This window comes from Pseudomonas veronii (assembly GCF_002028325.1).
GTDB lineage: Bacteria > Pseudomonadota > Gammaproteobacteria > Pseudomonadales > Pseudomonadaceae > Aquipseudomonas > Aquipseudomonas veronii.
The window spans coordinates 6,198,478-6,212,395 of the sequence record NZ_CP018420.1 but is presented as its reverse complement, the minus strand read 5'-3'; the positions used below and the strand labels follow the sequence as shown (position 1 = coordinate 6,212,395).

Here is a 13,918-nt window from a genome sequence, read left to right as displayed (position 1 = left end):
GCTAAGGTAAAATTTGTGAGTTCTCTTAATTGAGAAATTCGAATTTTCGGCGAATGTCGTCTTCACAGTATAACCAGATTGCTTGGGGTTATATGGTCAAGTGAAGAAGCGCATACGGTGGATGCCTTGGCAGTCAGAGGCGATGAAAGACGTGGTAGCCTGCGAAAAGCTTCGGGGAGTCGGCAAACAGACTTTGATCCGGAGATGTCTGAATGGGGGAACCCAGCCATCATAAGATGGTTACCTTACACTGAATACATAGGTGTAAGGGGCGAACCAGGGGAACTGAAACATCTAAGTACCCTGAGGAAAAGAAATCAACCGAGATTCCCTTAGTAGTGGCGAGCGAACGGGGACTAGCCCTTAAGTGGCTTTGAGATTAGCGGAACGCTCTGGAAAGTGCGGCCATAGTGGGTGATAGCCCTGTACGCGAAAATCTCTTAGTCATGAAATCGAGTAGGACGGAGCACGAGAAACTTTGTCTGAATATGGGGGGACCATCCTCCAAGGCTAAATACTACTGACTGACCGATAGTGAACTAGTACCGTGAGGGAAAGGCGAAAAGAACCCCGGAGAGGGGAGTGAAATAGATCCTGAAACCGTATGCGTACAAGCAGTGGGAGCCTACTTGTTAGGTGACTGCGTACCTTTTGTATAATGGGTCAGCGACTTATTTTCAGTGGCGAGCTTAACCGAATAGGGGAGGCGTAGCGAAAGCGAGTCTTAATAGGGCGTCTAGTCGCTGGGAATAGACCCGAAACCGGGCGATCTATCCATGGGCAGGTTGAAGGTTGGGTAACACTAACTGGAGGACCGAACCGACTACCGTTGAAAAGTTAGCGGATGACCTGTGGATCGGAGTGAAAGGCTAATCAAGCTCGGAGATAGCTGGTTCTCCTCGAAAGCTATTTAGGTAGCGCCTCATGTATCACTGTAGGGGGTAGAGCACTGTTTCGGCTAGGGGGTCATCCCGACTTACCAAACCGATGCAAACTCCGAATACCTACAAGTGCCGAGCATGGGAGACACACGGCGGGTGCTAACGTCCGTCGTGAAAAGGGAAACAACCCAGACCGTCAGCTAAGGTCCCAAAGTTATGGTTAAGTGGGAAACGATGTGGGAAGGCTTAGACAGCTAGGAGGTTGGCTTAGAAGCAGCCACCCTTTAAAGAAAGCGTAATAGCTCACTAGTCGAGTCGGCCTGCGCGGAAGATGTAACGGGGCTCAAACCATACACCGAAGCTACGGGTATCACGTAAGTGATGCGGTAGAGGAGCGTTCTGTAAGCCTGTGAAGGTGAGTTGAGAAGCTTGCTGGAGGTATCAGAAGTGCGAATGCTGACATGAGTAACGATAATGGGTGTGAAAAACACCCACGCCGAAAGACCAAGGTTTCCTGCGCAACGTTAATCGACGCAGGGTTAGTCGGTCCCTAAGGCGAGGCTGAAAAGCGTAGTCGATGGAAAACAGGTTAATATTCCTGTACTTCTGGTTATTGCGATGGAGGGACGGAGAAGGCTAGGCCAGCTTGGCGTTGGTTGTCCAAGTTTAAGGTGGTAGGCTGGAATCTTAGGTAAATCCGGGATTCTAAGGCCGAGAGCTGATGACGAGTTATCTTTTAGATGACGAAGTGGTTGATGCCATGCTTCCAAGAAAAGCTTCTAAGCTTCAGGTAACCAGGAACCGTACCCCAAACCGACACAGGTGGTTGGGTAGAGAATACCAAGGCGCTTGAGAGAACTCGGGTGAAGGAACTAGGCAAAATGGCACCGTAACTTCGGGAGAAGGTGCGCCGGTGAGGGTGAAGGACTTGCTCCGTAAGCTCATGCCGGTCGAAGATACCAGGCCGCTGCGACTGTTTATTAAAAACACAGCACTCTGCAAACACGAAAGTGGACGTATAGGGTGTGACGCCTGCCCGGTGCCGGAAGGTTAATTGATGGGGTTAGCTAACGCGAAGCTCTTGATCGAAGCCCCGGTAAACGGCGGCCGTAACTATAACGGTCCTAAGGTAGCGAAATTCCTTGTCGGGTAAGTTCCGACCTGCACGAATGGCGTAACGATGGCGGCGCTGTCTCCACCCGAGACTCAGTGAAATTGAAATCGCTGTGAAGATGCAGTGTATCCGCGGCTAGACGGAAAGACCCCGTGAACCTTTACTATAGCTTTGCACTGGACTTTGAATTTGCTTGTGTAGGATAGGTGGGAGGCTTTGAAGCGTGGACGCCAGTTCGCGTGGAGCCAACCTTGAAATACCACCCTGGCAACTTTGAGGTTCTAACTCAGGTCCGTTATCCGGATCGAGGACAGTGTATGGTGGGTAGTTTGACTGGGGCGGTCTCCTCCTAAAGAGTAACGGAGGAGTACGAAGGTGCGCTCAGACCGGTCGGAAATCGGTCGTAGAGTATAAAGGCAAAAGCGCGCTTGACTGCGAGACAGACACGTCGAGCAGGTACGAAAGTAGGTCTTAGTGATCCGGTGGTTCTGTATGGAAGGGCCATCGCTCAACGGATAAAAGGTACTCCGGGGATAACAGGCTGATACCGCCCAAGAGTTCATATCGACGGCGGTGTTTGGCACCTCGATGTCGGCTCATCACATCCTGGGGCTGAAGCCGGTCCCAAGGGTATGGCTGTTCGCCATTTAAAGTGGTACGCGAGCTGGGTTTAGAACGTCGTGAGACAGTTCGGTCCCTATCTGCCGTGGACGTTTGAGATTTGAGAGGGGCTGCTCCTAGTACGAGAGGACCGGAGTGGACGAACCTCTGGTGTTCCGGTTGTCACGCCAGTGGCATTGCCGGGTAGCTATGTTCGGAATAGATAACCGCTGAAAGCATCTAAGCGGGAAACTAGCCTCAAGATGAGATCTCACTGGGACCTTGAGTCCCCTGAAGGGCCGTCGAAGACTACGACGTTGATAGGTTGGGTGTGTAAGCGCTGTGAGGCGTTGAGCTAACCAATACTAATTGCCCGTGAGGCTTGACCATATAACACCCAAGCAATTTGCGAACTCGAAAGAGACCAGATTGCGGTGTGTGAAGACGAAACGAACCGAAAGTTCGACTCTTACAAAACACCGAAAGCTATCACATACCCAATTTGCTGAAGCGAGGCCAGCTGGCCACGACTCAGTACCCGAATTTCTTGACGACCATAGAGCATTGGAACCACCTGATCCCATCCCGAACTCAGCAGTGAAACGATGCATCGCCGATGGTAGTGTGGGGTTTCCCCATGTGAGAGTAGGTCATCGTCAAGATTAAATTCCAGAACCCCTGTTTGCTCACGCAGACAGGGGTTTTGTTTTGGGCGGTCGGAAAGGGTCAAGTGGCTCATTGCGACGGACGTCAGTGCTAAGGCCCGGCCTTTCTATGCAATGACCCTGCGCATGGCTATCATGCGTGCCTCATTGTGAGGCGATACTTGCATGCTGACGTTGTTAAAACTTCTGAAAGATGGTCGATTCCACTCCGGGGAAGCGCTGGGCGCTGCCTTGGGCGTCAGTCGCAGTGCTGTATGGAAGCAGCTTCAGCATCTTGAGGCTGAGTTAAACCTGCCCATCCACAAAGTGCGTGGCAGGGGGTACCAATTGGCATCGCCGCTGGTGTTCTTGAATGCCGAAGACATCGCGCTGAAGGCGCCTTCTCTGGCGTGGCCCGTCCACATATCCGATTCCATTGACTCCACCAATGCTGAAGCCTTGCGCCTTGTCGATGCGGGTTGCGCGGCACCATTCCTGGTGCTCGCCGAGCAGCAGAGCGCCGGGCGAGGTCGACGGGGGCGCAAGTGGGTCAGCCCGTTCGCTCAGAATGTGTATTACAGCCTCGTGCTGCGCATCGAGGGTGGTCTGCGGCAGCTAGAGGGGCTGAGCCTGGTTGTGGGGCTTGCGGTCATGCAGGCCTTGCGCGAGTCGGGCGTGCAAGGAGCCGCCTTGAAATGGCCAAACGATGTCTTGGTGGGGCAGAAGAAAATTGCCGGTATCCTGCTGGAGTTGGTCGGCGATCCTGCTGATATCTGCCACGTTGTGCTCGGGATCGGCATCAACGTAAATATGCAGAAAGTCGCGGCAATCGATCAGCAGTGGACGTCGGTGCAGCTTGAAACGGGCTCTCCCGTAGATCGCAATCTACTGGTGGCGCGGCTGGGGCTGCAGTTGCAACGTTACTTGGAGCGACACGCGGCCTCCGGCTTTGCGGCGCTTCAGGAGGAGTGGGAGCAGAATCACTTGTGGCAGGGCAGGGCGGTGTCCCTCATTGCTGGAGTCAATCAGGTTGACGGGGTGGTTCTGGGGGTCGACCGCCAGGGTGCGTTGCGTTTGAGCGTCGATGGTGTTGAAAAAATATACAGCGGTGGTGAGCTAAGCCTGAGGTTGCGTGATGATTCTTGAGCTCGACTGTGGGAATAGCTTTATCAAATGGCGCGTACTTGAATCGGATCAGGCGAAAGCTTGCGCCGGAGGTGTTGTGGGGTCGGACCTCGCATTGATCGAAAGCCTGGCAGCGCTACCAGGCCTGTCGTTGGCGCGTTGCCGATTGGTGAGTGTTCGGGCTTCAGAAGAGACCAATAAGCTGGTCGAGGCTTTGCGGGGGGCTTTCGGTGTTGTCGTCTCCTGTGCTGTCCCCGCGCGTGAGATGGCTGGCGTGCGCAATGGCTACCAAGACTTCGAACGCCTTGGTCTTGATCGCTGGCTGGCGATGCTGGGTGGCTTCAAGTTGGCTTCGGGCGCGTGCCTGGTACTCGATTTTGGTACCGCAGCCACCGCCGATTTCATCGCGGCAGACGGCCAGCACCTGGGCGGCTTCATTTGCCCCGGCATGCCGTTGATGCGCAACCAGTTGCGCACGCACACCCGCAAGATACGCTACGACGACGCGGCGGCTGAACGTGCCCTGGAGCGGCTCTCCCCCGGGCGCACGACCGCGGAGGCTGTCGAGCGTGGTTGTACGCTGATGCTCAGGGGCTTCGTGTTGACCCAGCTCGAGTTGGCCCGCAGCTACTGGGGTGATGATTTCACCGTATTCCTGACGGGTGGGGATGCTGATCTGGTCTCGGACGCCGTGCCGCAGGCGCGGTTGGTCCCGGACCTGGTTTTCGTTGGTCTGGCCATGGCGTGTCCATTGTCCTGAGGTGTTTATGCGTTGGCTGTTTTTACTTTTACTCGTTCTTAATGCCTTCTATTACGTTTGGCATCAGCAAGAGGCGCCGTTGCGCGCCAAGGATGTCACGCCCCTGAGTCTGTATCGTGGCCCTCAGCAGGATATTCGGCTGCTAAGCGAGTCCTCGGACTCGGTGTCCCGGCGTGACCGAGCAAAAGCGCCCGAGGCGCAGAATACCTGCTTATACATCGGCGGCTTTGCCGACCAGCGCCAGGCGCAGTCGCTTGAGCAGCGCCTCACAAGCCTGGATATAAAGCTCAAGGTTCAACTGTTGAGCACATCTGAGGCGTCTGGTTACTGGCTTCGTGTGGCCCCTGAAAGCCGGCGTCTGGCTGAGGATCTGCCGTTTGAAAACCTTGCTAAGGAATTCAATGAGTTAAAACATAAAATAATGCTGTGCGAAGGCATTGCAACTCTCGAATAGTTTGCATAGAATGGCGCCCGCTTCGCAGTGAAGACCTTTAAGGCCTACAGTGTGAAGCGAAGGTCAACGCAGCTAACCTCATATTTTTAATGAGAAAATGCTTGACAGAAGGCTGGCATGATGTAGAATGCCGGCTCGCTTAGGAGGGGTTCCCGAGCGGCCAAAGGGATCAGACTGTAAATCTGACGTCTACGACTTCGAAGGTTCGAATCCTTCCCCCTCCACCATTTTTAGCGTGAGCTGCAAGCTCCGCGGGTATAGTTTAGTGGTAGAACCTCAGCCTTCCAAGCTGATGATGCGGGTTCGATTCCCGCTACCCGCTCCAAGTTTGCAGGTTGTGCAGCGTGTTTTGCTCTTGTAGCTCAGTTGGTAGAGCACACCCTTGGTAAGGGTGAGGTCAGCGGTTCAAATCCGCTCAAGAGCTCCATATAACAAGGCAGATATGAAAATATCTGCCTTTGTTTTAACGGCTATCTCGGCTTGATTCTGTTGTAACGGGCGTTTTCGCCGGTTGGTTTCAAGTCTCTAGGGGTTGGCTGTTGTAAAGTCTTTTTCAGGCCTGCATAATGGTCGGCCTGATTTTGTTTTAGGTCAGTAGCTCAATTGGCAGAGCGACGGTCTCCAAAACCGTAGGTTGGGGGTTCGATTCCCTCCTGACCTGCCAGATTCACGTGGTGTGTCTGGCTTTCTTTTCACAGGATCTTCATAGATGACTCCTAAGGCTGAAGCTCAAAGCTCTCGTTTCGATCTGGTCAAGTGGCTCGCTGTAGTCGCATTGGTGGTCGTAGGCGTTGTTGGCAATCAGTACTATTCTGCTTCGCCGATCCTGTACCGCGTACTCGCTTTGCTCGCCCTCGCTGCTGTAGCTGCCTTTGTAGGCCTGCAGACTGCCAAAGGCAAGTCTTTCGCGGTCCTGGTAAAGGAAGCTCGCACCGAGATTCGTAAAGTCGTTTGGCCGACTCGCCAAGAAACCACGCAGACCACGTTGATTGTTGTGGCTGTTGTTCTGGTTATGGCGTTGCTGTTGTGGGGGCTTGATTCCCTGCTCGGCTGGCTTGTTTCCTTGATTGTTGGCTAAGGGTGTCCCGTGGCTAAGCGTTGGTACGTTGTGCATGCTTACTCGGGTTACGAGAAGCATGTTATGCGCTCTTTGCTAGAGCGCGTAAAGCTGGCAGGCATGGAAGATGGCTTCGGCGAAATTCTGGTTCCCACTGAAGAAGTGGTTGAAATGCGGAATGGGCAGAAGCGCAAGAGTGAACGCAAGTTCTTCCCAGGCTACGTGCTGGTTCAGATGGACATGAATGAAGGTACTTGGCACTTGGTCAAGGATACCCCTCGTGTCATGGGCTTCATTGGCGGTACTGCCGATAAGCCTGCTCCGATCACCGACAAAGAAGCAGAAGCGATTCTGCGTCGTGTTGCTGACGGTAGCGACAAGCCTAAGCCGAAGACGTTGTTCGAGCCAGGTGAGGTTGTTCGTGTCACCGATGGTCCGTTTGCTGATTTCAACGGCACCGTCGAAGAAGTTAACTACGAAAAGAGCCGGATCCAAGTGGCAGTGCTCATTTTCGGACGCTCTACTCCGGTAGAGTTGGAGTTCAGTCAGGTCGAAAAGGTCTAACTGAGCAAGCATCCCAACCCCGCAGCCTAGGCTGTGGGGTTTTGTCGTCACTGGGATAAACGCGCAAGTAACCGGGGAGCCTTTCGAGGCGTTCGAACCCGTAATTGGAGTGCCTCATGGCCAAGAAGATTACCGCTTACATCAAGCTGCAAGTGAAGGCCGCTCAGGCCAACCCTAGCCCACCCGTCGGTCCAGCTCTGGGTCAGCACGGCGTGAACATCATGGAATTCTGCAAGGCCTTCAACGCCCGTACTCAGGGTCTTGAGCCGGGTCTGCCGACTCCAGTGATCATCACTGTATACAGCGACCGTAGCTTCACCTTCGAAACCAAGTCGACCCCGGCTTCGGTTCTGTTGAAGAAAGCTGCTGGTCTGACTAGCGGTTCCGCTCGTCCTAACACCGTTAAGGTTGGCACCGTGACTCGTGCTCAGCTGGAAGAAATCGCGAAAACCAAAAACGCGGATCTGACTGCAGCTGATATGGATGCAGCCGTGCGTACCATCGCCGGTTCTGCTCGTAGCATGGGCCTTAACGTGGAGGGTGTGTAATGGCTAAGCTGACCAAGCGCCAAAAGGCTATCGCCGGCAAAATCGAAGCAGGCAAGGCCTACAACTTTGTAGACGCTGCTGCCCTGCTGACCGAGCTGTCGACTGTCAAGTTCAGCGAGTCGGTTGACGTTGCTGTGAACCTGGGTGTTGACCCACGTAAATCCGACCAGGTCGTTCGTAGCGCTACTGTGCTGCCACACGGTACTGGCAAGACTGTACGTGTTGCTGTCTTCACCCAAGGTCCAGCAGCTGAAGCTGCTCTGGCCGCCGGCGCCGATCGCGTTGGCATGGACGACCTGGCTGCCGAAATGAAAGGCGGCGACCTGAACTATGACGTCGTTATTGCTTCCCCGGATGCAATGCGCGTTGTAGGTCAGTTGGGTCAGATCCTTGGTCCACGTGGCCTGATGCCTAACCCAAAAGTCGGCACCGTAACCCCAGACGTCGCTACCGCGGTTAAAAACGCCAAGGCTGGTCAGGTTCGTTATCGCACCGACAAAAACGGCATCATTCACACTTCCGTTGGCAAAGTCGGCTTCGATGCCGTCAAGCTGAAGGAAAACGTTGAAGCCCTGATCGCTGATCTGAAGCGTATCAAACCAGCTTCCTCGAAAGGCATCTACGTCAAGCGCGTTACCCTGAGCACCACTATGGGCCCAGGTCTGGTCATCGACCAAGGCTCGCTGGACGTATAAGACACAAGTTGGCGTGAGCGATCGCGCCAATTGAAAAAATTGGGGTCCCTGCCTGGCGGGGGCTATCCAAGACCGTAGGCGACGCAAGTCTTAAACCTCAAGCCTACGCAGATGGTGCTCCCGGTTCCTTACCGAATCAGACACCAAAACGACATCCGGCTTCGGCCAGATGAAACGGTAACAAGCAGGAGTTAAACCCGTGGCAATTAATCTCGAAGACAAGAAGGCCATCGTCGCTGAAGTCAACGAGGCTGCCAAAGCTGCTCTGTCCGCTGTCGTGGCTGATGCCCGTGGTGTGACAGTAGGCGCTATGACCGGACTCCGTAAAGAGGCTCGTGAAGCTGGCGTATACGTACGTGTTGTACGTAACACCCTGCTCAAGCGCGCTGTTGCTGACACTGAATACAGTGTCCTCAACGACGTGTTCACCGGCCCGACTCTGATCGCGTTCTCCAAAGAACATCCAGGCGCTGCTGCCCGTTTGTTCAAAGAGTTCGCCAAGAGTCAGGACAAGTTCGAGATCAAGGCAGCTGCGTTCGAGGGCAAGTTCCTCGCAGCTAACCAAATCGACGTACTGGCAACACTGCCGACCCGTGACGAAGCTATTTCGCAACTGATGAGCGTGATTCAAGGCGCTACCAGCAAGCTGGCTCGTACTCTGGCTGCAGTTCGCGAGCAAAAAGAAGCTGCCGCAGCCTAAGGCTGAGCATTTTCTCTCGCGTATTTTTGTTTATTTCGATGGCCGCGTAGGCCGTCCCCCAATTCAGGAAATACAGTAATGTCTATCTCCCAAGAAGATATCCTCAACGCCGTAGCTGAAATGTCGGTTCTGCAGGTTGTTGAGCTGATCAAAGCTTTCGAAGAAAAATTCGGCGTTTCTGCTGCCGCTGCTTCCGCTGGCCCAGCCGCTGTTGCTGCTGTTGCTGAAGAGCAAACCGAATTCAACGTCATGCTGCTGGAAGCTGGCGAGAAGAAAGTAAACGTGATCAAGGCAGTTCGTGAACTGACCGGTCTGGGCCTGAAAGAAGCCAAGGCTGTAGTTGACGGCGCTCCTGCCATGGTTCTGGAAGCTGTTGCCAAAGACGCAGCTGACAAAGCCAAAGCAACTCTGGAAGAAGCAGGCGCTAAAGTCGAGCTGAAGTAAGCATCGACCTTGCGTCTCCAGCCCAAGCGTTAAGCTGAAGGCTGATGGCTGGTGGCTCTTGCCACCGGCCTTTTTCCGTTCTTGGCTGTCGACTCGGTCGCCGCCATTAACGTGCTGTAGCCACCCGGTGCGGTGGTGCAAACCAAGGGGTTTGCAAGATTTTCTGGCTGCTCCCGTCGGGAGGGCCAAACAAGCAGGTGACCAAGCTGGGGAACGCTGATGGCTTACTCATATACTGAGAAAAAACGTATCCGCAAGGACTTTAGCAAGTTGCCGGACGTCATGGATGTCCCGTACCTTCTGGCTATCCAGCTGGATTCGTATCGTGAATTCTTGCAGGCGGGAGCGACCAAAGATCAGTTCCGCGACGTGGGCCTGCATGCGGCCTTCAAATCCGTTTTCCCGATCATCAGCTACTCCGGCAATGCTGCGCTGGAGTACGTCGGTTATCGCCTGGGCGAACCGGCATTTGATGTCAAAGAATGCGTGTTGCGCGGTGTTACGTACGCCGTACCTTTGCGGGTAAAAGTCCGTCTGATCATTTTCGACAAAGAATCGTCGAACAAAGCGATCAAGGACATCAAAGAGCAAGAAGTCTACATGGGCGAAATCCCACTGATGACTGAAAACGGTACCTTCGTTATCAACGGTACCGAGCGTGTTATCGTTTCCCAGCTGCACCGTTCCCCGGGCGTGTTCTTCGACCACGACCGCGGCAAGACGCACAGCTCCGGTAAGCTCCTGTACTCCGCGCGGATCATTCCGTACCGTGGTTCGTGGTTGGACTTCGAGTTCGACCCGAAAGACTGCGTGTTCGTGCGTATCGACCGTCGTCGCAAGCTGCCGGCCTCGGTACTGCTGCGCGCGCTCGGCTATACCACTGAGCAAGTGCTTGATGCTTTCTACACCACCAACGTGTTCAGCCTGAAGGACGAAACCCTCAGCCTGGAACTGATCGCTTCGCGTCTGCGTGGTGAAATTGCTGTCCTGGATATCCAGGACGAAAATGGCAAGGTCATCGTTGAAGCCGGCCGCCGTATCACTGCGCGCCACATCAACCAGATCGAAAAAGCCGGTATCAAGTCGCTGGAAGTGCCTCTGGACTACGTCCTGGGTCGCACGACCGCCAAGGTCATCGTTCACCCGGCCACAGGCGAAATCCTGGCTGAGTGCAACACCGAGCTGAACACCGAGATCCTGGCAAAAATCGCCAAGGCCCAGGTTGTTCGCATCGAGACCTTGTACACCAACGATATCGACTGCGGTCCGTTCGTCTCCGACACCTTGAAGATCGACTCCACCAGCAACCAATTGGAAGCGCTGGTCGAGATCTATCGCATGATGCGTCCTGGCGAGCCACCGACCAAAGACGCTGCCGAAACCCTGTTCAACAACCTGTTCTTCAGCCCTGAGCGCTATGACCTGTCTGCGGTCGGCCGGATGAAGTTCAACCGTCGTATCGGTCGTACCGAGATCGAAGGTTCGGGCGTGCTGTGCAAGGAAGACATCGTTGCGGTCCTGAAGACCCTGGTCGACATCCGTAACGGCAAAGGCATCGTCGATGACATCGACCACCTGGGTAACCGTCGTGTTCGCTGCGTAGGCGAAATGGCCGAGAACCAGTTCCGCGTTGGCCTGGTACGTGTTGAGCGTGCGGTCAAAGAGCGTCTGTCGATGGCTGAAAGCGAAGGCCTGATGCCGCAAGACCTGATCAACGCCAAGCCAGTGGCTGCGGCGGTGAAAGAGTTCTTCGGTTCCAGCCAGCTCTCGCAGTTCATGGACCAGAACAACCCGCTCTCCGAGATCACCCACAAGCGCCGTGTATCTGCACTGGGCCCGGGCGGTCTGACCCGTGAGCGTGCTGGCTTCGAAGTCCGTGACGTACACCCGACGCACTACGGTCGTGTTTGCCCGATCGAAACGCCGGAAGGTCCGAACATCGGTCTGATCAACTCCCTGGCCGCCTATGCGCGCACCAACCAGTACGGCTTCCTTGAGAGCCCGTACCGTGTGGTGAAAGACGCTCTGGTCACCGACGAGATCGTATTCCTGTCCGCCATCGAAGAAGCCGATCACGTGATCGCTCAGGCTTCGGCCACGATGAACGAGAAGAAGGTCCTGGTCGACGAGCTGGTAGCTGTTCGTCACTTGAACGAGTTCACCGTCAAGGCGCCGGAAGACGTCACCTTGATGGACGTATCGCCCAAGCAGGTAGTTTCGGTCGCCGCGTCGCTGATCCCGTTCCTGGAGCACGATGACGCCAACCGTGCGTTGATGGGTTCCAACATGCAGCGTCAAGCTGTACCGACTCTGCGTGCTGACAAGCCGCTGGTAGGTACCGGCATGGAGCGTAACGTAGCCCGTGACTCCGGCGTTTGCGTCGTGGCTCGTCGTGGCGGCGTGATCGACTCCGTTGATGCCAGCCGTATCGTGGTGCGTGTTGCCGATGACGAAGTTGAAACTGGCGAAGCCGGTGTCGACATCTACAACCTGACCAAATACACCCGCTCGAACCAGAACACCTGCATCAACCAGCGTCCGCTGGTGCGTAAGGGTGATCGCGTTCAGCGCAGCGACATCATGGCTGACGGCCCGTCCACCGACATGGGTGAACTGGCGCTGGGCCAGAACATGCGTATCGCGTTCATGGCGTGGAACGGCTTCAACTTCGAAGACTCCATCTGCCTGTCCGAGCGTGTGGTTCAAGAAGACCGCTTCACCACGATCCACATCCAGGAACTGACCTGTGTGGCGCGTGATACCAAGCTTGGGCCAGAGGAAATCACTGCAGACATCCCGAACGTGGGTGAAGCTGCACTGAACAAGCTGGACGAAGCCGGTATCGTTTATGTAGGTGCTGAAGTTGGCGCAGGCGACATCCTGGTCGGTAAGGTCACTCCGAAAGGCGAGACCCAACTGACTCCGGAAGAGAAGCTGTTGCGTGCCATCTTCGGTGAAAAAGCCAGCGACGTTAAAGACACCTCCCTGCGCGTACCGACCGGTACTAAAGGTACTGTCATCGACGTACAGGTCTTCACCCGCGACGGCGTTGAGCGTGATGCTCGTGCACTGTCCATCGAGAAGACCCAGCTCGACGAGATCCGCAAGGACCTGAACGAAGAGTTCCGTATCGTTGAAGGCGCGACCTTCGAACGTCTGCGTTCCGCTCTGGTAGGCCACAAGGCCGAAGGCGGCGCGGGCCTGAAGAAAGGTCAGGACATCACCGACGAAGTCCTCGACGGTCTTGAGCACGGCCAGTGGTTCAAACTGCGCATGGCTGAAGACGCTCTGAACGAGCAGCTCGAGAAGGCCCAGGCCTACATCGTCGATCGCCGCCGTCTGCTGGACGACAAGTTCGAAGACAAGAAGCGCAAACTGCAGCAGGGCGATGACCTGGCTCCAGGCGTGCTGAAAATCGTCAAGGTTTACCTGGCAATCCGTCGCCGCATCCAACCGGGCGACAAGATGGCCGGTCGTCACGGTAACAAGGGTGTGGTCTCCGTGATCATGCCGGTTGAAGACATGCCGCACGATGCCAATGGCACCCCGGTCGACGTCGTCCTCAACCCGTTGGGCGTACCTTCGCGTATGAACGTTGGTCAGATCCTCGAAACCCACCTGGGCCTCGCGGCCAAAGGTCTGGGCGAGAAGATCAACCGTATGATCGAAGAGCAGCGCAAGGTTGCTGACCTGCGCAAGTTCCTGCACGAGATCTACAACGAGATCGGCGGCCGCAAAGAAGAGCTGGATACCTTCTCCGACCAGGAAATCCTGGATCTGGCGAAGAACCTGCGCGGCGGCGTTCCAATGGCTACCCCGGTGTTCGACGGTGCCAAGGAAAGCGAAATCAAGGCCATGCTGAAACTGGCAGACCTGCCCGAAAGCGGCCAGATGCAGCTGTTCGACGGCCGCACCGGCAACAAGTTCGAGCGCCCGGTTACTGTTGGCTACATGTACATGCTGAAGCTGAACCACTTGGTAGACGACAAGATGCACGCTCGTTCTACCGGTTCGTACAGCCTGGTTACCCAGCAGCCGCTGGGTGGTAAGGCTCAGTTCGGTGGTCAGCGTTTCGGGGAGATGGAGGTCTGGGCACTGGAAGCATACGGTGCTGCTTACACTCTGCAAGAAATGCTCACAGTGAAGTCGGACGATGTGAACGGTCGGACCAAGATGTACAAAAACATCGTGGACGGCGATCACCGTATGGAGCCGGGCATGCCCGAGTCCTTCAACGTGTTGATCAAAGAAATTCGTTCCCTCGGCATCGATATCGATCTGGAAACCGAATAACACGTGACGCGAATCGAGAGCGGGGCTATTTGGCCCGCT

At 55.2% G+C, this 13,918-nt stretch carries 10 protein-coding genes, 4 tRNA genes and 2 rRNA genes; all 16 read left to right on the top strand.

Annotated elements, in window-relative coordinates; all coding sequences use genetic code 11:
• Positions 1 to 94: 94 nt before the first annotated feature.
• The 16 genes from PverR02_RS28575 to rpoB all read left to right on the top strand — a co-directional run bounded on the left by PverR02_RS28575 (position 95) and on the right by rpoB (position 13,879).
• Positions 95 to 2,985, top strand: a 23S ribosomal RNA gene (locus PverR02_RS28575).
• 156 nt (positions 2,986 to 3,141) lie between these two features.
• Positions 3,142 to 3,257 (top strand): 5S ribosomal RNA (gene rrf, locus PverR02_RS28570).
• 168 nt (positions 3,258 to 3,425) lie between these two features.
• Positions 3,426 to 4,385 (top strand): bifunctional biotin--[acetyl-CoA-carboxylase] ligase/biotin operon repressor BirA, encoded by a 960-nt coding sequence (gene birA / locus PverR02_RS28565; RefSeq protein ID WP_017848794.1) that lies wholly within the window; start codon positions 3,426 to 3,428, stop codon positions 4,383 to 4,385.
• Complete coding sequence (locus tag PverR02_RS28560) at positions 4,375 to 5,124, top strand: pantothenate kinase (protein ID WP_079444810.1); 750 nt, start codon at positions 4,375 to 4,377, stop codon at positions 5,122 to 5,124. The genes birA and PverR02_RS28560 overlap by 11 nt, the downstream gene beginning before the upstream one ends.
• Before the next feature lie 7 nt (positions 5,125 to 5,131).
• Positions 5,132 to 5,578: a hypothetical protein gene (locus PverR02_RS28555; protein WP_079444809.1), complete on the top strand. Its 447-nt coding sequence runs from the start codon at positions 5,132 to 5,134 to the stop codon at positions 5,576 to 5,578.
• A 142-nt stretch (positions 5,579 to 5,720) separates the two neighbouring features.
• Positions 5,721 to 5,805, top strand: a tRNA-Tyr gene (locus PverR02_RS28550).
• Between the two features lie 24 nt (positions 5,806 to 5,829).
• Positions 5,830 to 5,903 (top strand) — tRNA-Gly (locus PverR02_RS28545).
• A 26-nt stretch (positions 5,904 to 5,929) separates the two neighbouring features.
• Positions 5,930 to 6,005, top strand: a tRNA-Thr gene (locus PverR02_RS28540).
• A gap of 161 nt (positions 6,006 to 6,166) precedes the next feature.
• Positions 6,167 to 6,242 (top strand) — tRNA-Trp (locus PverR02_RS28535).
• A 45-nt stretch (positions 6,243 to 6,287) separates the two neighbouring features.
• Positions 6,288 to 6,656, top strand: coding sequence for a preprotein translocase subunit SecE (secE, locus tag PverR02_RS28530; protein WP_003194658.1), 369 nt, complete (start codon positions 6,288 to 6,290; stop codon positions 6,654 to 6,656).
• A 9-nt stretch (positions 6,657 to 6,665) separates the two neighbouring features.
• The gene (gene nusG / locus PverR02_RS28525) at positions 6,666 to 7,199 is read left to right on the top strand and encodes a transcription termination/antitermination protein NusG (protein WP_003176436.1); all 534 of its coding nucleotides are present in this window, start codon (positions 6,666 to 6,668) and stop codon (positions 7,197 to 7,199) included.
• A 116-nt stretch (positions 7,200 to 7,315) separates the two neighbouring features.
• A complete protein-coding gene (rplK, locus tag PverR02_RS28520; RefSeq protein WP_003176435.1) occupies positions 7,316 to 7,747 on the top strand; it encodes a 50S ribosomal protein L11 in 432 nt (143 codons plus the stop codon).
• Positions 7,747 to 8,442, top strand: a complete 696-nt coding sequence (rplA, locus tag PverR02_RS28515) for a 50S ribosomal protein L1 (protein ID WP_003232403.1) — start codon at positions 7,747 to 7,749, stop codon at positions 8,440 to 8,442. Before rplK ends, rplA begins: the two co-directional genes overlap by 1 nt.
• 199 nt (positions 8,443 to 8,641) lie before the next feature.
• Positions 8,642 to 9,142, top strand: coding sequence for a 50S ribosomal protein L10 (gene rplJ, locus PverR02_RS28510; protein WP_016969477.1), 501 nt, complete (start codon positions 8,642 to 8,644; stop codon positions 9,140 to 9,142).
• A gap of 78 nt (positions 9,143 to 9,220) precedes the next feature.
• Positions 9,221 to 9,586, top strand: coding sequence for a 50S ribosomal protein L7/L12 (gene rplL / locus PverR02_RS28505; protein WP_017848797.1), 366 nt, complete (start codon positions 9,221 to 9,223; stop codon positions 9,584 to 9,586).
• 219 nt (positions 9,587 to 9,805) lie between these two features.
• Positions 9,806 to 13,879, top strand: coding sequence for a DNA-directed RNA polymerase subunit beta (gene rpoB / locus PverR02_RS28500; RefSeq protein ID WP_017848798.1), 4,074 nt, complete (start codon positions 9,806 to 9,808; stop codon positions 13,877 to 13,879).
• Positions 13,880 to 13,918: the final 39 nt, after the last annotated feature.

Excerpts from the sequence above, each read along its gene's own strand:
- PverR02_RS28560 (WP_079444810.1), top strand. The coding sequence starts at position 4,375 with ATGATTCTTGAGCTCGACTGTGGGAATAGCTTTATCAAATGGCGCGTA.
- rplL (WP_017848797.1), top strand. The coding sequence starts at position 9,221 with ATGTCTATCTCCCAAGAAGATATCCTCAACGCCGTAGCTGAAATGTCG.
- rpoB (WP_017848798.1), top strand. The coding sequence starts at position 9,806 with ATGGCTTACTCATATACTGAGAAAAAACGTATCCGCAAGGACTTTAGC.
- rplK (WP_003176435.1), top strand. The coding sequence starts at position 7,316 with ATGGCCAAGAAGATTACCGCTTACATCAAGCTGCAAGTGAAGGCCGCT.
- birA (WP_017848794.1), top strand. The coding sequence starts at position 3,426 with ATGCTGACGTTGTTAAAACTTCTGAAAGATGGTCGATTCCACTCCGGG.
- rplA (WP_003232403.1), top strand. The coding sequence starts at position 7,747 with ATGGCTAAGCTGACCAAGCGCCAAAAGGCTATCGCCGGCAAAATCGAA.
- PverR02_RS28555 (WP_079444809.1), top strand. The coding sequence starts at position 5,132 with ATGCGTTGGCTGTTTTTACTTTTACTCGTTCTTAATGCCTTCTATTAC.
- secE (WP_003194658.1), top strand. The coding sequence starts at position 6,288 with ATGACTCCTAAGGCTGAAGCTCAAAGCTCTCGTTTCGATCTGGTCAAG.